Source organism: Blautia sp. aa_0143 (genome assembly GCF_004167315.1).
Lineage (GTDB): Bacteria > Bacillota > Clostridia > Lachnospirales > Lachnospiraceae > Blautia_A > Blautia_A fusiformis.
In genome coordinates this window covers 47752-70454 of the sequence record NZ_RCXU01000010.1, presented here as the reverse complement: position 1 = coordinate 70454, position 22703 = coordinate 47752, and the positions used below count along the sequence as shown (strand labels likewise).

17 protein-coding genes and 3 pseudogenes are annotated in these 22703 nt (G+C 45.8%); 17 read left to right on the top strand and 3 right to left on the bottom strand.

Features of this window, described 5'->3' with window-relative positions; genetic code table 11:
* Window positions 1-78 precede the first annotated feature (78 nt).
* From EAI83_RS17830 to EAI83_RS06585, 4 genes and pseudogenes are all read left to right on the top strand, one after another.
* Window positions 79-195, top strand: a pseudogene (locus EAI83_RS17830) (LicD family protein); the annotation flags it as partial.
* A gap of 35 nt (window positions 196-230) precedes the next feature.
* Window positions 231-1151: pseudogene (gene glf / locus EAI83_RS06595) on the top strand (UDP-galactopyranose mutase); the annotation flags it as partial.
* Window positions 1152-1175: 24 nt separating this feature from the next.
* Window positions 1176-2077 (top strand): annotated as a pseudogene (locus EAI83_RS17825) (sugar phosphate nucleotidyltransferase).
* A 133-nt stretch (window positions 2078-2210) separates the two neighbouring features.
* Window positions 2211-3233 (top strand): acyltransferase family protein, encoded by a 1023-nt coding sequence (locus EAI83_RS06585; protein ID WP_118368694.1) that lies wholly within the window; start codon window positions 2211-2213, stop codon window positions 3231-3233.
* A gap of 91 nt (window positions 3234-3324) precedes the next feature.
* On the opposite strand, the gene EAI83_RS17515 is transcribed toward EAI83_RS06585, so the two are convergent.
* Window positions 3325-3894 (bottom strand): Rpn family recombination-promoting nuclease/putative transposase, encoded by a 570-nt coding sequence (locus EAI83_RS17515; protein WP_242981976.1) that lies wholly within the window; start codon window positions 3892-3894, stop codon window positions 3325-3327.
* Entirely contained in the window at window positions 3831-4259 is a 429-nt protein-coding gene (locus tag EAI83_RS17510; protein ID WP_227589092.1) for a hypothetical protein, read from the bottom strand. Before EAI83_RS17510 ends, EAI83_RS17515 begins: the two co-directional genes overlap by 64 nt.
* A gap of 196 nt (window positions 4260-4455) precedes the next feature.
* Between EAI83_RS17510 and glf (EAI83_RS06575) the strand changes: the two genes are divergently transcribed.
* The 3 genes from glf (EAI83_RS06575) to EAI83_RS06565 all read left to right on the top strand — a co-directional run bounded on the left by glf (EAI83_RS06575) (window position 4456) and on the right by EAI83_RS06565 (window position 9530).
* Window positions 4456-5571, top strand: coding sequence for a UDP-galactopyranose mutase (gene glf / locus EAI83_RS06575; RefSeq protein ID WP_114002264.1), 1116 nt, complete (start codon window positions 4456-4458; stop codon window positions 5569-5571).
* Between the two features lie 122 nt (window positions 5572-5693).
* Window positions 5694-6566: a hypothetical protein gene (locus EAI83_RS06570; RefSeq protein ID WP_129974810.1), complete on the top strand. Its 873-nt coding sequence runs from the start codon at window positions 5694-5696 to the stop codon at window positions 6564-6566.
* Between the two features lie 39 nt (window positions 6567-6605).
* Window positions 6606-9530 carry a C1 family peptidase gene (locus tag EAI83_RS06565; protein ID WP_129974809.1) on the top strand — a complete coding sequence of 975 codons (2925 nt, stop codon included), beginning with the start codon at window positions 6606-6608 and terminating at the stop codon, window positions 9528-9530.
* A gap of 117 nt (window positions 9531-9647) precedes the next feature.
* Here the strand turns inward: EAI83_RS06565 and EAI83_RS06560 are convergent, their stop codons facing one another.
* A complete protein-coding gene (locus EAI83_RS06560) occupies window positions 9648-10094 on the bottom strand; it encodes an RbsD/FucU family protein (RefSeq protein WP_015527311.1) in 447 nt (148 codons plus the stop codon).
* 347 nt (window positions 10095-10441) lie between these two features.
* Here EAI83_RS06560 and EAI83_RS06555 point away from each other — a divergent pair, with 347 nt between their 5' ends.
* The 10 genes from EAI83_RS06555 (at window position 10442) to EAI83_RS06510 (ending at window position 22691) form a co-directional block, all read left to right on the top strand.
* Window positions 10442-11293: a class II fructose-bisphosphate aldolase gene (locus EAI83_RS06555; protein WP_015527310.1), complete on the top strand. Its 852-nt coding sequence runs from the start codon at window positions 10442-10444 to the stop codon at window positions 11291-11293.
* A gap of 34 nt (window positions 11294-11327) precedes the next feature.
* Complete coding sequence (locus tag EAI83_RS06550) at window positions 11328-12353, top strand: LacI family DNA-binding transcriptional regulator (RefSeq protein ID WP_015527309.1); 1026 nt, start codon at window positions 11328-11330, stop codon at window positions 12351-12353.
* Complete coding sequence (gene xylB, locus EAI83_RS06545; RefSeq protein ID WP_129974808.1) at window positions 12353-13870, top strand: xylulokinase; 1518 nt, start codon at window positions 12353-12355, stop codon at window positions 13868-13870. Before EAI83_RS06550 ends, xylB begins: the two co-directional genes overlap by 1 nt.
* Window positions 13871-13872: 2 nt before the next feature.
* Window positions 13873-14925: a galactitol-1-phosphate 5-dehydrogenase gene (locus EAI83_RS06540; RefSeq protein WP_015527307.1), complete on the top strand. Its 1053-nt coding sequence runs from the start codon at window positions 13873-13875 to the stop codon at window positions 14923-14925.
* A 1-nt stretch (window position 14926) separates the two neighbouring features.
* Window positions 14927-15856 (top strand): 1-phosphofructokinase, encoded by a 930-nt coding sequence (pfkB, locus tag EAI83_RS06535; protein ID WP_015527306.1) that lies wholly within the window; start codon window positions 14927-14929, stop codon window positions 15854-15856.
* A 46-nt stretch (window positions 15857-15902) separates the two neighbouring features.
* Window positions 15903-16904 carry an aldo/keto reductase gene (locus EAI83_RS06530; RefSeq protein WP_015527305.1) on the top strand — a complete coding sequence of 334 codons (1002 nt, stop codon included), beginning with the start codon at window positions 15903-15905 and terminating at the stop codon, window positions 16902-16904.
* Window positions 16905-17154: 250 nt separating this feature from the next.
* A complete protein-coding gene (locus EAI83_RS06525) occupies window positions 17155-18771 on the top strand; it encodes a response regulator (protein ID WP_129974807.1) in 1617 nt (538 codons plus the stop codon).
* Window positions 18768-20555, top strand: a complete 1788-nt coding sequence (locus EAI83_RS06520; protein WP_129974806.1) for a cache domain-containing sensor histidine kinase — start codon at window positions 18768-18770, stop codon at window positions 20553-20555. Before EAI83_RS06525 ends, EAI83_RS06520 begins: the two co-directional genes overlap by 4 nt.
* Window positions 20552-21559, top strand: a complete 1008-nt coding sequence (locus EAI83_RS06515; protein ID WP_129974805.1) for a substrate-binding domain-containing protein — start codon at window positions 20552-20554, stop codon at window positions 21557-21559. Before EAI83_RS06520 ends, EAI83_RS06515 begins: the two co-directional genes overlap by 4 nt.
* 157 nt (window positions 21560-21716) lie before the next feature.
* Complete coding sequence (locus tag EAI83_RS06510) at window positions 21717-22691, top strand: ABC transporter permease (RefSeq protein WP_129974804.1); 975 nt, start codon at window positions 21717-21719, stop codon at window positions 22689-22691.
* The last annotated feature ends 12 nt before the right edge of the window (window positions 22692-22703 follow it).

The window sequence follows — 22703 nt, the reverse complement described above, 5'->3', positions numbered from 1 at the left end:
CGCACAATAACTATTTAACCTTTATATATTAAAGAAAGGACAGTGAGATAAGAGATTTGTGTTTTATCTCTGTAAAGTATGAGAAAGTTAGATAATACGGAAGTTAAAAAGTATATTTTGAATATATTATGTGAGTTTGCGGCATTCTGTGATCAGAATGGGCTGAGATATTATTTATCGGGAGGAACTTTGTTAGGAGCAGTACGCCATAAAGGGTTTATTCCATGGGATGGAATTATATCACTCAGTTTGCAGAGTTCAACAGGTTTACAAACAGCCCGGTCGCTAATTATAAAGGGGAACTTTACAGTCTTCCTTTTAATATGTATACATTTAATAAAATGTGGGGTGTGGTAACACCGGAGGAAGCTGCAGCGAAGATTGAGGAGCAGAGAAAAGAAGCTGGAATTACAGAACCAAAGAATCTGGAAGAGCAGGCAATTTCACTGGTCGGACGTGACATTTATGAAAAGTTGATCAAGGGTTATACCGAGAAACAGTGGGGACGTGACTGTAAGGATCTTCCTTCGTTTATTATTAAACGTCTGCCGGTTCGTCTGACATTTGATAATAACTATTTTAATGCTTTGTATCAGGGTATCCCAGTTGGAGGTTACACGAAGATGGTAGCAAATCTTCTGGAAGGTATTGAGGTTCGTTTGAGTACAGATTATCTGGAAAACAAAGATGAATTAGATGCGATGGCTGAAAAAGTAGTTTACACAGGTCCGATCGATGCATATTTTGATTATAAGCTTGGTACACTGGAATATCGTTCCGTGCGTTTTGAAACAGAAACTCTGGATAAACCGAATTTCCAGGGAAATGCAGCTGTGAATTATACGGATCGGGAAACTCCATGGACGCGTATCATTGAGCATAAATGGTTTGAATTTGGTAAGGATGAGGAAGGTAACGATCTTCCTAAGACAGTGATCAGCCGAGAATTCAGTTCTGAGTGGAAGCCGGGGGATGAGCCGTATTATCCTGTTAACGATGAAAAGAATGGAGCTCTTTACGCAGAGTATAAAAAGCTGGCAGAAGCTGAGACAAATGTGATTTTTGGCGGACGTCTTGGTGAATATAAATATTATGACATGGATCAGGTTATTGCGGCTGCATTAGACCGCTGTGAAAAAGAATTGCATTAAGATCAGGAAATGAGGGGAAATTAAATGCAAACAACATTACTTATCATGGCTGCTGGTATCGGTTCCCGTTTTGGCGGTGGTATCAAACAGCTGGAGCCGGTTGATGAACAGGGCCATATCATCATGGATTATTCGATTCATGACGCAATCGAAGCAGGTTTTAACAAGGTGGTTTTTATTATCCGAAAGGATATTGAAAATGAATTTAAGGATGTGATCGGGAATCGGATCGAGGCGGTCTGCAAGGCGCATTCTGTTACTGTGGAGTATGTTTTCCAGGATATCAACGATATTCCGGGAGAACTTCCGGAAGGCCGTACGAAGCCTTGGGGTACCGGACAGGCGGTTCTGGCTGCAAAGGATGTTTGACAACGCCTTTTGTTGTGATCAATGCAGATGATTATTATGGAAAAGAAGGATTCCGTGAGATTCATGATTATCTTGTAAAAGGAGGCCAGTCCTGCATGGCTGGTTTTGTGTTGAAGAATACGTTGTCTGATAATGGTGGTGTGACACGTGGTATCTGCAAAATGGATGAGTATAATAATCTGACGGAGATTGTGGAGACTTCCAATATTGTAAAGAATGCAGAAGGTGCCGAGGCGGACGGCGTAAAGCTGGATACAGAATCACTTGTTTCTATGAATATGTGGGGATTGGCACCGGAGTTCCTGAAAACGCTGGAAAGTGGTTTTCAATATTTTTTTGAAAAAGTGGTCCCGGAGAATCTTATAAAGGAGGAATTTTTGATTCCAACATTTATTGGAGAACTTCTGGCAGAAGGAAGGATATCCGTAAAGGTTCTTCGTACCAATGATACTTGGTATGGTATGACTTATAAAGAGGATGTTGCTGCAGTGAAGGATAGTTTCAGAGAGATGTTGGAAAAAGGAATTTACAGAGAAGAGCTTTTTGCTGATTTATAAGAGTTTTTTTGTATAAAAGCGAGGCCGTCAGTAAATGGGGATAATGTTACTATTATTTTATATAGAAGGCATATAAGAATATAGAATCATTTGCAAATGGCCCCAATATATAAAGAAATAAAGGAACATTGTGATGAATATATCGGTGATGAATTCGAAGGATAATTGGAATATATTTAGCAAAAATCGTAATGCAATTTATGGTGTGGCGATAATTTCAATTATGATATTTCATTTTTTTGAAGATATAGCAAATTCAAATTTATCCGGAGGGGGATTGGGATTTTTAGGCAAGTTGTATAACACATTCATTGGTAGTGTTGGAGTTGAGTTCTTTGTTTTTCTGTCCGGCGTTGGATTATATTTTTCGATGTCAAAAGATTCCAATATTTTGCATTTTTTTCAGAAGAGAATAAAGAGAATTTTGCCAGTTTATCTTATGGTTGCTATTCCATATTGGATTGTGATTGATCTTATTATCATGCAAAAAGGCGTCAAGATGTTTGCATTTGATTTTGGCTTTGTTACATTTTTTACACAAGGGACAAGAACCTTTTGGTATGTGTTATTTATTGTTTTTGCATATTTAATTTATCCATTTGTTTATAAGATATTGCATGTAAAGTGGTCAGATTGGGGGCAACTGTTAATTCTTCTTATTATAGCTTTAGTTATTCAATTTTTACCGAGAATTGTAGATCCTGTATTGAATTTAAATATAGAAATTCTATTGGGAAGATTTCTTGTTTTTTTCATAGGGTGTTGGTGTGGAAAAAAAGTTTACCAGAATGCTTGTATTAATAATATAGATAAAATGGGAATTTTATTTGGAGTAATGATAATGCTGTGCGGCTTTTTACCGGTAACCAAAATAGTTGTGTCAAAACTAGGATTTAGGATTTTGATGTGTTTTTGGGGGATTTTTTTGCTGTATTGTATTGCTGTAAGTATGCGAAAGATGCCTAAAAGAATTGTAAAGATATTGGAGCAGTTTGGAAAAATGTCTTATGAATTATATTTGACTCATGTTGCAATTAGAGCACTTATGAATGTTATAGGGATAAAGACATTTTATTTTCAAAATTATGTTTTTTGTATTTTGATAAGTTTGTTTTTGACATACACAATTGTAAAATTACAAAAAAAGCTGATTTAGGGTAATAGATAACAATCGGCTTCTGCCTTGGTCAGAAGAATAGCAAAATGCTCAGATCCTCTGTAAAGGATCTGAGCATTTCCAATACGAACTATTTCTTCTGTAATTTCAGCACGTCCTCAAGAGAAAGTCCTGAAAATCTGGAGATGTCTTCAGGGGAGAATCTTGGATCCTGAAGCATACGCTGTGCTGTCAGCATAGCTTGTTCCTGATGGCCTTCGGCACGCGCATCATCGCACATTTCCTGAACAGCCTGACACATATTAACCCTCCCTTCTGTTTCTGTGAAACGTAAGTTGATACCGGTTATGGAGTCGATGACCCGGGTTGCTTTGAGCTCGAGTGAGCGGAAGCCGGGAGTCTGTGAGGTAAGCTCCTGAAGCTTCCGTTTATCTTTGGAATATTTGATGAAGAGCATGACTTCTTTGAGATTGCTCTGGAGTTTGTCAAGTTCTTCATCTTTTATCTCGGCAGGTGAGAAGAGATTGATCCGGTAATCCGGGACCATGGAAAGAATTTCGGGGTCCTGGACAGAGAGCATTTCGTGGAGGCTCCTGGGAGCGTTCCAGGTGTCGGAACCGAAGTACACGACCGTGGTTATGACCGGGATGAGCCGGTCATCTTTGTAGAAGCCGGTGAGATATTCTCCGGATAAGGCCATTGCTTTGCTTCTCTGTGTGATTTGGCGGAATTTTCTACCTGCCCTGCGTATTCTAATGCATCATAGACCATGTTTTTGACCGGCATTGCGTAGTGTGTTTCCGATTGATTTTCAATCCCCAGGAGAAGATAAATCCTTGAATCATCGTGCATAACATTAAGAGATTTGAATTCGTCCCGGAATTTCTGGACGGGAACTTCTGAAGTGCCGGATCCGTAGGGGACAGCGAGAGCTGTGGTATCCAGTGGATGAAGAGTGTCAGGGTCTATGATGTTTTTTCCTTTGTACAGCATATGGTTGAACATATCCGCAAAAACGCGGTTGTCAGCCATGTAATCTTTGGTGATGGTATCCTTTGTACCCATAGGTTTCACCACCTTCGATCTGTTTATGTGATCAGAGTAGTTTATTATCTGATCCAGTTACAGGGTATCATACATTTTGGTGTTTGAGAAGCGGATATCTGATATTTTATCGGGATTTTACAGAGGCTTCTTGCCAGCTACCCTTTTCCGGTGTTAAAATAACAGCATCAATGAAAGAACAGGGAGAATGAAATCAATGTACGATTATCTTATCGTAGGTGCCGGTCTTTACGGTGCGGTTTTTGCACAGGAGGCGAAGCGTGCCGGGAAGTCAGTGCTTGTGATCGACAAGCGTCCGCATATTGCGGGAAATGTATATACAGAGAAGGTGGAAGGGATCAACGTGCATAAATACGGTGCGCATATTTTCCATACCAATAATAAGAAGGTCTGGGATTATATCACCCGGTTTGCCACCTTCAATCGTTTTACCAACAGTCCGGTTGCCAATTATCACGGGGAGCTGTACAGTCTTCCGTTTAATATGTATACCTTTAACAGGATGTGGGGCGTGGTGACTCCGGAGGAGGCTGCGGCAAAGATCGAGGAGCAGCGGCAGGCTGCAGGGATCATGGAACCTTCAAATCTGGAGGAACAGGCTATCAGCCTTGTAGGTACGGATATTTATGAGAAGCTGATCAAGGGCTATACAGAGAAGCAGTGGGGACGTCCATGTACGGAGCTTCCTGCTTTTATCATCAAGAGGCTTCCGGTGCGTCTGACCTTTGACAATAACTATTTCAATGCGTTGTACCAGGGAATCCCGGTGGGTGGTTATACGAAGATGGTTGCCAATCTGCTGGACGGTATCGAGGTACGGCTGAATGAGGATTATCTGGAGAAAAAAGAGCAGTACGATGCAATGGCGGAGAAGGTGATCTACACAGGTGCCATCGACGCGTATTTTGACTATAAGCTGGGAACTCTGGAGTATCGTTCCGTGCGTTTTGAGAACGAGACACTGGATAAACCTAATTTCCAGGGAAATGCAGCAGTGAATTATACGGATGTGGAGACTCCGTGGACCCGTATCATCGAGCATAAATGGTTTGAGTTCGGAAAGGATGAGGAGGGTAATGATCTTCCGAAAACGGTGATCAGCCGGGAATACAGTTCCGAGTGGAAGCCTGGAGATGAGCCGTATTATCCGGTCAATGATGAGAAGAACGGAGCGCTTTACGGACAGTATAGGGAGCTTGCAGAGAAGGAACCGAAGGTGATCTTCGGCGGCCGTCTTGGTGAATATAAATATTATGACATGGATGCGGTGATCGCTTCTGCGCTGGATATGTGTGAGCGGGAGCTTGCATAAAAAAGATACTGGATATAACTAATGATAAGATCCTCTTATATTTCGGAGCCAAGGCAAAAGAGAAATATAAGGGGATTTTATGCATAGAATGGCAGTGAGATTTTTTGAGGGAGGAAAGAGCAATGAAAAGGTGCAAAGGTGTGCTTCTGGCAGGAATGCTGGTGCTGAGTATGAGTGTTCCGGTGTATGCGGACAAGTCGGTTGTGGTGAAGGTGGAAGCTCCGGCGGATACCACAGATTATTATATGACTGTGGATTCCGGTGGAGTTGGTGTGGATATCTATCCGTCCACCGACGGAAAAGGTGAAAAGCTCAATGATAAGACGGTAAGGGATGGTACTGTCCTGCATATCGAAGGGGAGACAGAGAAGAATGGTGAGCCCTGGGGATATACAGAGTATAATGGCAGATACGGTTATGTGCCGCTGGAGGAGCTGCGGCCCTCAAAGGATGCGGAGCTGGCGAAGGCCGGAATCGCAGGGAGCACGGAGAAAGAGACTTCTGCAGTGAATCAGGGAGACGCATCCGATACGCAGAATTCCGCAGCCGGCGAGACTCAGGGGAAAGTAGCAGGAACGGACAATACAGGCAGCTATCAGGCTCAGAATGGCGAAGGACAGGGAACGTCTGCAGGGACGGACAATACAGGCAACTCTCAGGCTCAGAATGGCGAAGGACAGGGAGCGTCTGCAGGGACGGCCAGCACAGATGAATCTCAGGCTCAGAGAGGTGAGGTTCAGGGGCCACCTGCAGGGACGTCCAGCACAGGTAGTTCTCAGGCTCAGAGCGGCGAGGTCCAGGGACCGCCTGCAGCGGATGGAACAACAGAAGGTGGGAAATCTGCGGATGAAGCTGTCACTAAGCCGGTCAATGGCACAGCTGCGACATCCTTTAAAGAAGAAAATTCCTGGTATAAAAGTCCGTTTATCTGGATCGGGATCGCAACAGTACTTGCAGTAATCGGAATTCTGGGTTATCATTTGAAGAAACGTTAACAGATAAACCAGATCAATATAAGAAAAGTGGAGAATTTTGTGAAGAGATTACAGCTTGTCAGGAAGAAATTACTGCCGCTTCTTCTGTGTGTGGCAGTTGCGGGCAGCCAGGTTCCGGTCATGGCAGCCGATGTGGAAGGCTTCAGTGATTCTGCGGAAGGCTTCAATGAAGAATGGTCAGAAGATACACAGACGCAGCCGGCGGAAGCAGAGGATACGACGGAGACCGCAGAAGGGAATACCACAGAGAACACCGGTATCCCGGATGAACAGACCGAGGATATTGCAGAGGCAGCCGACGGGGATACCGAGGATATAGCCTTGCAGAGCTCCGAGGAGGATACAGAGACTCCCGAAACATCAGAAGGATCGTCCTCTGATTCCCAGGAGGATACCTTTGGCGACGGTGAGGAGAGCTTCGGGGATGCCTCAGACAGTGGTGAGTCCGGCATCGAATATATCAAGGGCCGTCCGCTTACGGAGGAAGAGGAGCAGGAACAGCTGGCACCCTTTGATAATCTGACCTCTTATTCCACCGCCGTGGAGATCGGAAATGATGTGGATGAGGTACCGATGGGAAGAGCTGCGGCCTATCCGTCCTATTATAATGCAGCGGATCAGGGATATGTTACTTCCGTAAAGAATCAGGAGCCCTACGGTATGTGCTGGGCATTTGGAATGGCCTCTCTTCTGGAAACTTCGTTTCTGACCCAGGACCTTGGAACTTATGATCTGTCGGAAGAGCATCTGGCGTATTTTTTTGCAAACAGAAAGAATGACCCGCTTGGAAATACCTACGGGGATGTCAATAAGCATATGGGGACAGATGATAAAGGAAACGCAGATTATCATGAGGGCGGAAATGATCTTCTGGCTTCCATGTTTCTGAGCACCTGGTCCGGAATGACAACAGAAGGGGATGTGCCGCTGGCAACAGATTCCACGCATACACAGAAAACCGGTGTGACTCCGGCGGCATCCAAGGCGTACAATGCAGCTGCTTATCTGAAAAATGCCTATTTTTCCGATTATTCCGTAAATGCCATGAAGAAGCTTCTGGTTGCAAATAATTCGGTCACTGTGATGTATAATGCACAGAATGCCTATTACAATGCAAGTACAGCGGCCTATTCCTATCCTACCAGCACCAAGAACGTGAATCATGTAGTTACAGTGGTGGGTTGGGATGACAATTATTCTGCGAAGAATTTCCGGGCATCTTCCCAGGTAAAGGGAGATGGAGCCTGGATCGTCAAGAACAGCTGGGGTACAGGCTGGGGAAAATCCGGATATTTTTATATGTCCTATGAGGATAAGTCTGTCAGTGAGCTGGTTGCGGCTACGGCTGTCAATACACCGAAATATAGAAACAATTATTTTTATGACGGAACGTCGGGCCTTGGTTCTATCCGCATGTATGCAGGAGAACAGTTGTCCACGGTTTTTCGTGCCAGTGCAGGAAACGGAAAAGCGGAATCGCTTGGTGAGGTGACTCTTAGCTCCATGTCTGCCAATAATTCCTATACTGTGCAGGTATACACAAATCTGAAGGATGCCAGTGATCCTACCAGTGGAACACCGGCATATTCCACACCGGTTTCCTGCAGTCAGCCGATGGCTGGGGTTATGACTTTTCAAATCCCGGAGGTTCTGCTCAGCCAGAACAGTCTGTATTCTATTGTGGTGACAAATGCAGGAAGCACATATATAAAATACTGTGTGGAGGCAGAGGTCAGTTATGGCTGGTGCAGCTTTTCTCCGTCTATCGTATCCGATCAGAGCTTTCTGCGATATAACGCGGAGGATACCTGGATGGATGCAGTTGAATTTAATCCATCGGTAACTCCGAGGATCAAGGCGCATACCAGGACTCTGAGCAGTGCGGCCAGGATGCAGCTTTCTTCCTCTGAGATAAGTCTGTATTCCGGAGATCAGAAAACACTAAATGCTTCGGCTACCAGATCCGAGATGGATGCTTCCGGCATTGTCTGGGAAAGCTCAGATACCAGTGTGGCTGCTGTAAATGGAAGCGGCGTTGTTACTGCAAAAAATCCGGGAACAGCAACCATAACCTGCTACGGAAAAAATGCCAGGGGAATCCGGGCTACCTGTAAGGTTACGGTGAAGCTTCGTCAGACCACAGGTGTAAAACTGGTTTCCAAGGCATTTAACAGGATACGGATCTCCTGGAAAGCAGTTCCCGGCTGCAATCGTTATGCTATCTATCGCTGGGATGAAAGCGGAAATTCAAAAAAAATGGCAACCGTGGCAGCAGATGTAGTGACCTGGCAGGATACTGCAGTGAAAACAGGAAGCACTTATACGTATCGGATCCGGGCTTCTTATGTACGTTCCGGAAAGAAGACTGTTTATGGAGCCGTATCTTCGCCGTTCTCAGCAAAAGCGGAGCTGGGGAAGGCCCGTGCAGTGGCTGAAGCTGTCAGCGGACCATGTAACAGGGTATCCTGGAAGAAGGTTTCCGGAGCCAGTGGATATTATATCTACCGGAAGCTCCAGGGGAAAAGCTGGGTTCGGATTGGAACCGTTAACAACAAAGTATTGTCTTGGCAGGACACGAAGATTGAGGGAATCACCTCCTACGCTTATGCTGTGAGGCCATATAAGAATGTAGACGGGAAAAAAGTTTTAGGAGGATATCAGGCAAGCAGCTATATCCTGTCCTATCCGGAACTTCAGAAGATATCCAGTGTTAGGAAGACCTCCAGGGGGCTGAAGATCTGCTGGAAAGCGCAGAAGAAAGCAGATTGCTATCAGATCTACCGTAAGACCGGAAAGGGGTCATGGAAAAAGATCAGTACAGTTTCCGGAGGCAGCCGCTCCTCCTTTGAGGATAAGACCGCAAAGAAGGGAACAACGTATTACTATGCGGTGCGTGCAGGGATAAAAACCTCGGGTGGAAAAGTACTCTGCGGAGGATACGCCGCAAAAGCAGCAAAGAGATAAAAGTGTTAAAATATAAAACGCCCGGATTTGGAATGTTTCAATCCAGATCCGGGCGTTTTATGTTTTGGTTGAATATGTGTATTATATATGATTATATCAGGCAGTTCAAAAGAAAGATCAGTCGTTGTTGATCACAACGCCTTTCTGAAGCATGATGTTGGCATAAAGTGCTTTCTCACTTGTGGAGATGATGCAGTATGCAGTTTTTGCTTCGTCATAGAATGCGAAACGCTCGATGTTTCCGACGGCTTTTTCGCCACGCTCGTCATGCTTGGAAACGATTTCCTTATATGTATCCCAGATCGGTGTCTCCACATTATCGCCAGGCATTACTTCCATCAGGTTTACCGGATGCTCTACATAAGTATCCAGCGGGAAGAGCTTCAGGATGGCATCCAGGATCTCCGGAACGCCATGTCCGTCACAGCGGATGGTGATGGCATTTTTTCCCATGGATTCTACAGGGAAGTTTCCGTCAGCGATAACAAGACGGTCACTGTGTCCCATCTCACATAAAACCTTCAGTAATTCTGGTGATAAGATTTCTGGAATTCCTTTTAACATAGTTTATATCCTCCTAAGATCATTGTGTACTTACAGCATTTCGGAAATTATAGCATCAGGCTCAGATAATCAGAACAGGATACATGGATTTCCGAAACTGTTATGACGCCGGTAGTATCAGACAGACCTGCCCGGCCACAGGCTTTAGAACTCTTATTAATTAATCTAACGGTATTTGGTCTTCTTTTCAAGGGAATATTTTCCTGTAAATGATGAAAATTTTATGGTTGACAGAAACCCTGTGGAGCGCTATGATGAACTCAAACGGAAACGTTTCGGTTTCTGGACCAAATGAGAAAATAATACAAAACAAACACAATGATTATGATTCCAAGGAGGAGAAGATTATGCCACTGGTTACATCGAAGGAAATGCTGTTAAAGGCACAGAAGGGCGGATATGCAGTAGGAGCATTCAACGCAGAGAATATGGAGATGGTGAAGGCGATCATCCAGGCAGCTGAGGAGCTGAAAGCACCGGTTATGATCCAGACAACACCTTCTACTGTTAAATATGGTACGGTTGAGACTTACGCTGCGATCGTAGCAGCAGAGGCAGCCAAGGCTTCCGTTCCGGTATGCCTTCATCTTGACCATGGCAGCAGCTTTGAGCTTGCGATGCAGGCAATGCATGCAGGCTATACCTCTGTGATGATCGATGGTTCCAAGCTGGATTTTGAGGATAATATCAGAGAGACCAGGAGAGTTGCGGATGTGGCAGCAGCCCTGGATATCCCATGTGAGGCTGAGCTCGGTAAGGTCGGTGGTAAAGAGGATGATCTTGAGGCTGAGGCAGACACTAACACCGACCCGCAGGAGGCGAAGGAATTCGTGGAGCGTACAGGTGTTACTTCCCTGGCAGTTGCCATCGGAACCGCACATGGTTTCTATGTGGGAACACCGGTTCTTGACAAGGAACGCTTAAGCGAGATCCGTGAAGTTGTAGATATCCCCCTTGTTCTTCACGGGGCATCCGGACTCAGTGATGAGGATGTCAGCGACTGTGTAAAACGTGGTATCTGCAAGGTTAACTTTGCAACAGAGCTTCGTGCTGCATATTCCAGGGCAGTGAAGGAGACCTTTGCAGAGAATGAGAACACCATCGATCCGAAGGCCTACGGAAAGAAAGCGATCCAGGCAGTGAAGGAGCTGGTTGAGGCGCGTATGAAGGTTTGCGGCTGTGATGGAAAGGCAGAATGATCTTCTGTAAAAAAACAGAAACGGAGTGATCAGTATGGCAGCAACCATGAAAGATATTGCCAGGCGGACCGGACTTGGGCTCGCAACGATTTCTTCTTATTTTAACGGCGGAAACGTAAGAGAAAAAAACAGAATAAAGATCGAGGAGGCCATTCAGGAGCTGCATTATGAGGTCAATGAGGTGGCCAGAGGGCTTAAGACTAATGCTACCAAGACCATCGGCGTGGTGATCCCGGAGCTTAACAATACCTTTTGCGCGGAGATCATCACAGGAATGGAGGATGTCTTAAGGAGTCACGGATATGCGACTATTGTCTGTGACTGCCGTACCGATAAGAGACTGGAGCGGGATGCAGTGGAGTTTTTAAGCCGGAAGCGTGTGGACGGGATCATCAGCATGCCGGTAGATGCGGAAGGCAATCATCTGAAAAAATTCCAGAAAACCGGAAAGCCCATCGTACTCATTGACCGCAGGATCCGGGAGCTTTCCTGTGACAGTGTTCTTGTAGACAACGAGAAGGCGGCTGAGGACGCAATGAGAGTTTTTTTTCAGGCAGGACACCGTAAGATCGGGATCATTGGCGGACCGGAGGAAATTTCCACAGCTCAGGAACGTCTCCAGGGGTACCGCAATGCATACGAAAAAGAAAATATACCGGTACGGGAATCTCTGATCTATCACGGCGATTATACCATTCAGGGCGGTGTGCAGGGAATTGAGAAGCTTGTTGCGGACAATCCGGATATGACGGCCGTGTTTGTTACCAACTATGAGATGACCATGGGGGCGGTGATCGGGATGAATGAGCTGGGTCTTAAGATCCCGGAACAGCTGTCTATGATCGGTTTTGACAATCTGCAGTTTGCCAGAGCATGCAATCCCAAGCTTACCATTGTGGCACAACCTACACAGGGGATTGCCGGAGAAGTGGCGGGAATCATGCTGAAACGGCTGGAAGGGGCTGCAAGTGAAGAAACAGAACCGATCACGGAGAAGCTTGGCGCAGAGATCATCATGGGAAAATCCGTCCGTGTGCTGGACGAGAAGGAGAAGCTATAATGAAACCATATTTATTAGGTATTGATATCGGCACCAGTGCCTGTAAGGTTGCGGTTTTTGAAAAATCGGGAACGGTTGTGGCTGCGGCCAACGGCGATTATCCGGTTTACTATCCGAAGGAGGGCTGGGCAGAACAGAATCCGGAAGAATGGTGGAGTGCTGTCTGTCAGGCGGTAAAGAAGGCTATCCAAAAAGCGGGGATAGCACCTGAGGAGATCGCAGGCATCGGTATTGACGGCCAGAGCTGGTCAGCCATTGCCATGGATAAGGACGGAAATGTACTGACAAACACTCCGATCTGGATGGATACCAGAGCACAGTCTATCTGTGACAGATTGAATGAAGAGATCGGGGCAGAGCAGATTTTTGAAGTATCCGGTAATTCCCTTCAGCCGTCCTACACAACTGCAAAGATCCTCTGGTATAAAGAAAATCTCCCGGAGGTGTACCAAAGGATCCACAAGATCCTGCAGTCTAACAGCTACATTGCATATAAGCTGACGGGTGTGATGAGCCAGGATGTTTCCCAGGGCTATGGCCTGCATTGCTTTGACATGAGAAAGGCAGCCTGGGATGAGGATATGTGCAGAAAGCTTGGGATTCCCATGGAATTTCTTCCTGAGATCTGTGCCTGTGATCATGTTGTGGGAACTGTTACAGAGAAGGCGGCGGAGGAATCCGGCCTTGCTGTGGGAACACCGGTTGTTGCCGGTGGTCTGGATGCGGCATGCGGAACACTGGGGGCCGGAGTGATCCATCCGGGTGAGACACAGGAGCAAGGCGGACAGGCCGGCGGAATGAGCATCTGCATGGATGCGTACAAGGCAGATCCCAGACTGATCCTTGGCTATCACGTGGTTCCGGGACAGTGGCTCCTTCAGGGAGGAACCACCGGAGGTGGTGGTGTCATGCGCTGGTTTGAACGTGAGTTTGCAGATTATGAGCGCTCTGTAGCAGGGGAAAAAGGCTCTTCTCTGAACCAGCTCAATGAGATCGCGGAAAGGGTTGCACCAGGCAGTGACGGAGTGGTATTTCTTCCATATATGTCCGGTGAGCGTTCCCCGATCTGGAATCCCAATGCGAAGGGCGTATTCTACGGACTGGATTTTGCCAAGACCAAGGGACATATGGTACGTGCCTGTATGGAAGGCGTAGCACTTTCTCTGAAACACAACCTTGAGGTGGCAAAGGAAGCAGGAGCAGATGTGGAAGTTCTCCGTGCAATGGGAGGCTCTGCAAATTCTCTTCTCTGGACACAGATCAAATCCGATATCACAGGAAAACCCATCGTAGTGCCGTCCTCTGATACGGCAACAACACTTGGTGCAGCGATTCTGGCAGGTGTTGGTGTTGGAATGTATCAGGATTATGATGAGGCCATCCGTCTTACGGTAAAGGAAACAAGAAGACATGAACCGAACCCGGAAAACCGGGACGTTTATGAGAAAACCTATAAAACCTATTTAAATCTCTATAAATCTCTTGAACCTATGATGAGAAATGAGGAGGAAAAGTGATCATGAAAGCAGCAGTAGTAGTAGCAAATGAGGATGTTCAATATCAGGAAGTGGAAGAACCTCAGGTAACACCGGGCCATGTGAAGATCAAGGTAAGATATTCCGGGATCTGCGGATCTGATATCCCGCGTGTATTAAATCACGGCGTACATTTTTATCCCATCGTGCTTGGACATGAATTTTCTGGCGATGTGGTGGAAGTGGGAGAAGGCGTTACCAAGGTGAAGGTCGGCGACCGTGTATCCGGTGCACCACTTCTTCCCTGTATGAAATGTGACGACTGTCAGAAGGGTAATTTCTCTCTCTGCAAGCATTACAGCTTCATCGGTTCCAGAGAGCAGGGAGCAAACGCAGATTATGTAGTGGTTCCTGAGCAGAATGCAGTACCATTCGCAGACAATGTTCCATATGAGCAGGGAGCCATGTTTGAGCCTGCAACCGTAGCTATCCACGGTGTATTCCAGAACGATTACCACGGCGGTGAGTATGTGGCGATCCTTGGCGGCGGTACGGTTGGTATGTTCACCATGCAGTGGACAAAGATCTTCGGCTCCAAAAAGGTAGTGGTCTTTGATATCAGCGATGAGAGACTTGCTCTTGCAAAGCGTCTCGGCGCAGATGAGATCATCAACACAAAGGAAGAGGGATATATGGAAAAAGCCATGGCCATTACAGGTGGAAAGGGCTACGGCTTCGTATTTGAGACAGCCGGACAGGTTCCTACCATGCATATGGCATTTGAGCTTGCAGCAAACAAGGCACATGTATGCTTCATCGGTACTCCTCATGAAAACCTTACCTTTACACCGAAGGAGTGGGAGAACATGAACCGTAAGGAGTTCAAGCTTACCGGTTCCTGGATGTCCTACAGTGCCCCGTATCCGGGACGTGAGTGGGAGCTGACGGCGCATTATTTTGCAACTGGCCAGCTGAAGTTTGACCCGGGCTTCATCTATAAGAAAATCCCGATGAGCCAGGCACAGGAGGCATTCCAGCTGTTCAAGACACCGGGCCTTGTAAAAGGAAAGATCCTTCTTTCCAATGAGGAAGACTGATATGATCCTGACAGTAACCTTAAACGCTGCCATTGACAAGCGTTATGTAGTGGATGATTTTAAAGTGGGCGAAGTGAACCGAGTGCGTGAATGTACCTACGTTCCCGGCGGAAAGGGACTGAATGTTTCCAAGCCGGCGTCCATTTACGGTGCTGAAGTGGTTGCCACCGGCTTTGTAGGCGGCCACGCAGGCAATTATATAGAAGCTGCCCTGAAGCCTTTTGGCATTAAGAGTGCTTTTTACCATGTAGAGGCGGAGAGCCGCTCCTGTATCAACATCTGGGATGAGGTGAATCATGTACAGACCGAATTCCTGGAGCCGGGATTTACACTGACAGAGGCAGATTTTGAGGGCTTTGAGAAAAAATTCCGCCAGCTTGTAAAAGATGCTTCTGTTGTGGCGATGTCCGGCAGCGTGCCGAAGGGACTTGACGGAAGTGCCTACCAGCGCCTTGTGAAGATTGTGAAAGACGCCGGAAAACCGGTGATCCTGGATACCAGCGGCAAGCTTCTGGAAGAGGGAATCAAGGCAGCACCGACACTGATCAAGCCTAACATTGATGAGATCCGTATGCTGACAGGCAAGCATTGTGACGATATCAACGATATCATTGAAGCAGCGAAAGCCATCCATGCCGGTGGTGTGGAGATCGTGGCGGTTTCGCTTGGAGCAGATGGTTCCCTGGCAGTCGGAGAGGAAGGGATTTTCCGTGCGGTGGTTCCGAAGATTGATGCGGTAAATACCGTAGGCTGCGGAGATTCCATGATCGCAGGCTTTGCCCTTGGATTAAGTGAGGGACTTTCCCTAGAAGAGACTCTGCAAAGAGCCAGTGCGATCTCAGCGGCGGCAGCCATGCGCGAGGAAACGGGCTTCTTTGTGATGGAGGATATGGAGGCTCTTCTTCCGAAGATCGAGATCAGGCGTTTATAAGATAAGCTTATAATAAGAAAATTTTTATAAAAAAGGAGATGTAAAGATGGCAGAAGTTATCAATCCGGCAATTGTGCCGAAAGTGACACTTCCTTCCGGCGAGCAGGTTCCGTGTGTCGGAATGGGAACATTCGGTTCCGACCGTGTATCCGCAGAGGATGTATCTGCAGCTGTTGCAGGCGCGATCCGCAGTGGCTACCGTATGTTTGACTGTGCCGCATGCTACGGAAACGAGCATGAGATCGGCCAGGTATTTAAGGACGCTTTTGACGAAGGTGTTGTAGAGCGTAAGGATCTTTTTATCATGACAAAGGTATGGAATGACATGCACAGAAGAGTAGAGGAAGCCTGTGACAAGAGCATTAAGGATCTTCAGTGCGATTATGTGGATATGTATTTCATCCACTGGCCATTCCCGAACTATCATGCACCGGGATGTGATGTGGATTCCAGAAATCCGGATTCCAAACCCTTCAGTGTGGAGGAGTTTATGGATACATACCGCCAGTGTGAGGCGTTGGTAGAAAAAGGAAAGATCCGTTACATCGGTATTTCCAATATGACCATTCCGAAGCTTGAGGCAGTTCTTCCGCTTATGAAGATCAAACCTGCAACCTGTGAGCTTGAGCTTCATGTATGCTTCCAGCAGCAGGAGCTTTATGATTATCTGGTAGAGCATAACATCCAGCCGGTAGGCTATATGCCGATCGGTTCTCCACGCAGACCGGAGAGAGATATCTGCCCGGAGGATGTTGCGGATCTGGAGGTTCCGGAGATGCAGGCGATCGCAAAGGCACATGGTGTTCATCCGGCTCTGATCGCTCTGAAATGGGCACATCAGAGAGGAGAGATCTCCATTCCGTTCTCTGTGCACAACTATGCAAGCAACCTGAAATGTGTCACAGAGGATCCCCTTACAGAGAAAGAAATGGCAACCATCGCAACTCTGGAAAAAGGCAACCGTCTTGTAAAAGGACAGGTATTTCTGTGGCATGGTGCCAGGGACTGGCATGACCTCTGGGACGAGGATGGCGTTATCGTAAAATAATAAAAATATGCAGGAAAATCCCGTGTTCCATATGTTGGATGCGGGATTTCTTTGTATTTAATTTGGACTAAGAAACTCCGTTGTAAATTTTAACCAAACATGTTAACATATAAAAAGAATTAACAGTTATTGTTCACAGAAAGGACAGTAATCTTACCAATGAAAATGACAGAGACGGGGGGGGAAGGATCTGTCAGGGGGATGTGCAATAAAAACAACAGAAACTGATCAGAGGGGGACAACAGAAATTATGTATCGTATTTTACTGGTAGATGATGAGATACTTGTTCGAGATGCGATCCGGGAGAATATTGACTGGAAAGCAATGGACTGTGAGCTGGTAGGAGACTGTGATAACGGGAAAGCAGCAGCGGAATTTGTACAGAACCATCCGGTGGATATCGTGCTTACAGATATCCTTATGCCATATATGGATGGTATGGAACTGAGCCGTTTTCTCCATGAGAATTATCCGGATATCGTGATCGTGATCTTCAGCGGATTCGGAGAATTCGAGTATGCCAAGAAGGCGATCCAGTATGGTGTCAGTGAATATATGCTGAAGCCGGTGACAGCCATGGAACTCAGAAATGTTATCGGAAAAATGAAGGAGAAGGTGGACCAGCAAAGAAAAGAAAAAGAGAAGCTGGAACGTCTGACACAGACTTCCGAGAATTATCAGAAAAACGCCATTGTGATCCGTTCCAGAGCGCTGCAGGGCTTTGTGGATAATATCAAGACACGGCAGGAAAGTCTGGAAGAGCTTGCAGCACTGGGAATCGATCTTGAGGCAGCATGCTATCGTGTGGCTGTTTTTGAGCTGGATCTGTATTCGGACGGCAGTCAGCTTACTGCGGAGAAACGCCAGGAGAGTGCACTGATGTCTTTTGTCCTTTTTAATATCAGTGATGAGATCATCAGCAAAGAAAAAGCAGGAGTGGCATATCAGGCCGGAAACAACAAGGTCGGTGCTCTTTTCATGGGAAACCGTACCAGAGAGTTTGAACACAAGATCATGGAGATCTGCAGGACGATCCAGGATAAGCTGAAGGAACTGATGTCGCTGGATATTTCTATCGGTGTGGGAAGCTGGGCCAGAACTCAGCAGGAGCTTCGTGCATCCCATGAACTTGCAGAGAAAGCTATTGAATATCGTTATCTTCTTGGAGGAAGCCTTCTTATTGATATGGAAGAACAGCCGGAGGAAAAAAATCTTTCCATTAAAGCTTATGTAGAGAAGCTGGCAGCTGCTCTGAAAGCGGGTAAAAAGGAAAACGCAGAGCATATTCTGGAACAGATCTCTTCTGAGATCAAGGAAGCGCGGGTGGATAAGAGTCGTGCCTGCGTGTATCTTCAGCAGATCATCCGTGCAGCAGATGAGACCTGTGAGGATATGGTTCCGGACAACAGGCTTTTTTCCAAAAGAGAAGCACTTCTGCAGCAGGTTACGGAGCAGAATTCTTTTGACAGTGCTGTTGAACTGGTCAGGAATCATATCGGAGAGATTTTCCAGACACTTTCCGATGCAAACAGCTCCAGCGGACAGCGTCAGGCCAGACTTGCCCTGGATTATATCCAGAAGAATTATATGGATCCGGATTTAAGCCTGAACAGTATCTGTTCCTATCTGAATATCAGTACAAGCTATTTCAGTACGATCTTTAAGGATCTTACGGGAGAGACTTTTACAGAAGTTCTGATCCGTACCCGCATGGAGAAGGCGAAGGAGCTTCTGGAGAATACAACTATGAAGAATTATGAAATTGCCGAGAAAGTCGGATTTGCAGATCCCCATTATTTTGGGATCTCCTTCAAAAAAATGACTGGCTGCACACCAACAGAATATGCAAGGGAGAAACGTAAATGAGAGATATCCGGTTTGCGGCAAAGATCATAGGAAAATTTAAGAGTATCCAGAGTGCGATCTTTGCGGTAGTGACGGTGCTGCTTTTAAGTGCGGTGCTGGTCATAACAGGTGTTTCCATGAGATATACCCGCAATTCTATTTTTGAAAATTCTGCTGTCTACACCCAGAATATCGTGCAGCAGATGAATCAGAATATTGATTCCTATATTGATTACATGGAAAATATAGCCTATATGATCTCCAGTAACGAGGATGTACAGCAATATCTTTTTGGTGAAAATGTGGACAATGGAACAAGAGAGCGTCTGATCAATCAGTTCAAGACTATTCTGGATGGACGAAGTGATATCCGAAATCTTGGGATCATTGGAAGTAATGGACGGAAGCTGATCAACGACGGCAAACAGTCTGTGAATCCGGATCTGAAGCTTTCCACCCAGGAGTGGTATCTGGAAGCTTTACAGAAGCCGGAAGGCCCGCTTCTTACATCTTCTCATGTACAGCACATCATCAGCGGAGAGCGTCCGTGGGTGATCACTTTAAGCAGGGGAATCCGTAATTTTTCCAACAGCGGTGAGAAAGAGGGAGTCTTTTTTATTGATCTGAATTACAGTGCCATCAGTGAACTTTGTGATCAGAATACGATCGGGAAAAGGGGATACGCATTCATTCTGGATGAAAGCGGAAATATTGTATACCATCCACAACAGCAGCAGCTTTACAATGAATTGCAGACTGAGAATATCGACCTGATCGTGAAATCAAAAGAAGATACGGTGCGTACCGAAAAGGGAAACAGAGGAAAGCTATATTCCATTTCCAGATCAAATAAAACCGGATGGACCGTTGTGGGCTGTATGAGCGTCAGCGAGCTTCTGCGCAAAAGCAATCAGGCACAGAGTATTTATGTGCTTATTTCCGCACTTCTGATGATCGTGGCACTGCTTTTTTCCAGATTTCTGGCAAAGAGTCTTACATATCCTCTTCAGCGTCTCAGAGATTCCATGTCCAGAGTACAGGAAGGGCATTTTGACGGAGCAGATGTGGAGATCGATTCAGAGAATGAGATCGGAAGCCTGACGAAATCTTTCAATGTGATGACACATAGGATACAGGATCTTATGGAGCAGAACGTGAAGGAACAGGAAGCAAAGAGAAAAAGTGAGCTTAAGGCCCTTCAGTCCCAGATCAATCCTCATTTTCTCTACAATACCCTGGATTCGATCATCTGGATGGCAGAGGGCAGAAAGTACGAAGAGGTTGTTCTGATGACAGCATCCCTGGCGCGTCTTCTTCGTCAGAGCATCAGTAATGAAGATGAAGTGGTTCCTCTTGCAAGGGAAGTGGAGTATGCCAAGGGTTATCTTACGATCCAGAAGATGCGTTACAAGGACAAGCTGGAATTCGAGATCGATGTAGAACCTTCTATATTAAATATCCCTCTGATCAAGCTGGTTCTCCAGCCGATCATTGAAAATGCCATCTATCATGGACTGAAATATAAAGAGAGTAAGGGACTTTTGCAGGTAAAAGGCTTTATGAAGGACGGAAATGCAGTTCTTCAGGTGATCGACAACGGTGTAGGTATGGATGAGGAAACATTGTCACATATTTATGATAAGCATAAGGTGAATTATCATTCCAATGGTGTGGGTGTTTACAATGTACAGAAACGTCTGAAGCTTTATTATGGAGAAAATTACGGGATCACCTATGAAAGTGAAAAAGGTGTCGGAACCACTGCCACGATCACCATTCCGGGAATACAGGAGGAATCAATATGAAAAAACATAGAAAACTCCTGACTTTAGGAGTGGTCATCTGCCTTGTGGCGGGGCTTGTAGCCGGAATAGTCTATTATAAACAGGCAGAAGAAGAGAGAAAACTATCGCTGATCTATATTCCGAAGGTTGTGGACGGTACCAACGATTTCTGGACATCACTGATCCAGGGGGCGGAGATGGCTGCAAAGGAATATAATGCAGATATCCGCGTATGGGCACCTGAGGAAGAGAATGATGTGGATGGGCAGAACAAGCTGATCGAAAGGGCAACAGAAGAAAAACCGGACGCGATCCTGATCTCGCCGTCCAGCTTCACTGAATCCGACCAGCTTTTGAAGAAGGCAAAGGAACAGGGAATACATATCGCATTTATTGATTCCTACACACAGGAAGAGGTCCAGGATCTTACCGTTGCGACCGATAATCTGGAAGCGGGACAGATCCTTGGCAGGTTTGCGAAGGAGCTTGTGGGAACGGATGATCAGATTGCGATCGTTTCACATGTAAAGGGTGTATCTACGGCAGTTGAAAGAGAAAAAGGTTTCCGGACAGGACTTGGCAGTCTGAAGGATAATATCGTAGATGTGGTATACTGTGATTCTCAGTATGACAAGTCCTATGAGCTTACAAAAGAGCTGATGAAAAAATATCCGGATCTCAAGATGATCGCGGGAATGAATGAATATTCCTCTGTAGGTGCTGCAAGAGCAGTAAAGGCAGCAAAAGCAGAGAATCGGATCAGGGTGGTGGGAGTAGACAGCTCACAGGAGGCCGTCCAGCTGATGGAACACGGAATCTTCCAGGGAATCGTTGTACAGAAGGCATTTAAAATGGGGTATGTGGGTGTTCGGGAAACTGTTAAGATGCTGCGTGGAGAAGACTATAAGAAGAATATTAATTCCGGGTGCCAGCTTGTGACTCCTGACAATATGTATACCAGTGAGATCGAAAAACTGCTTTTTCCGTTTAATACGTTAAAAACATATGGTGATCTTACACCGTAAATAGTCATAAATGTACAAAGAAAAGGGTTAAATATTTACCATACAGTAAATATTTAACCTTTTTTTGCAAGATATTCTATTACAATTATTGATTTTTGACGGTATTATAATAACCAAGAAAACACAAGATACGTGCAAAACGTGAGGAGGGTAAAAATTGGAAAACTTAAAACAAAATCCAATCGTTAAGAAGCTCGGATTGAACAGAATACTTCTTGTCTGTGTTCTGATTCTCATGTTCCTGGTTTTTAAAGTAGTTCTTGGAAACAAGTTTCCGGCTGTTGATAGTATCAAGTCTACTTTGAACTATGTGTACTTTCTGGGCTTTTTGTCACTTGGCGTTACATTCGTAATCGCTACAGGAGGAATTGATTTCTCCATCGGACCTGTAATGTTCTGCTGTGCACTGGTATCCGGTTACTGCATGACATCTTACAAGGTTCCCTGTGCAGTTGCCATGATCCTTTGCATTCTGATCGGTCTCTGCTTTGGTATTTTCAATGGCTGGATGGTTTCTTACATGTCAGTACCACCATTCATTATTTCCATGGCATCCATGAACATTGCAAAAGGTATTGCTTCTGTATTCACAAAAACACAGTCCGTAAGCTGGCCGGCAGCTGGCGATGCAAACGGCTGGTTCCGTAATATCGTTTCCGTAAACGGCTTCCCTGTAGGAATTATTATTTTCCTGGTAATGGCAGTTATCTGCGGTATCGTTCTTTACAACACAAAACCAGGACGTTACATCCTCTGCCTTGGATCTAACAAAGAGGCTGTCCGTCTTTCCGGTGTTAACACAAAGAAATGGGAAATGCTTGCTTATGTGATCTGCGGATTCCTGGTAGGTATTGGAGCGCTCTTCTTTGTAGCTACATACACAACTGTTCAGCCAGGTTATGGCGATCAGTACAACAATGAGGCTATTGCAGGCTGCGTTATGGGTGGTACATCCATGGTTGGTGGACTTGCTTCCATCGGCGGTACTGTAATCGGCGTATTCATCATCTCTCTTCTTCAGCAGGGCATCATGGCATTTGGTCTTGGTAAAGGACAGCAGATGATCATCACAGGTATCATCGTTATCGTTGCAGTTTATATCGACGTTTCTGCAAGACGCAGAAAGAACTGATCTTAGAGGGAG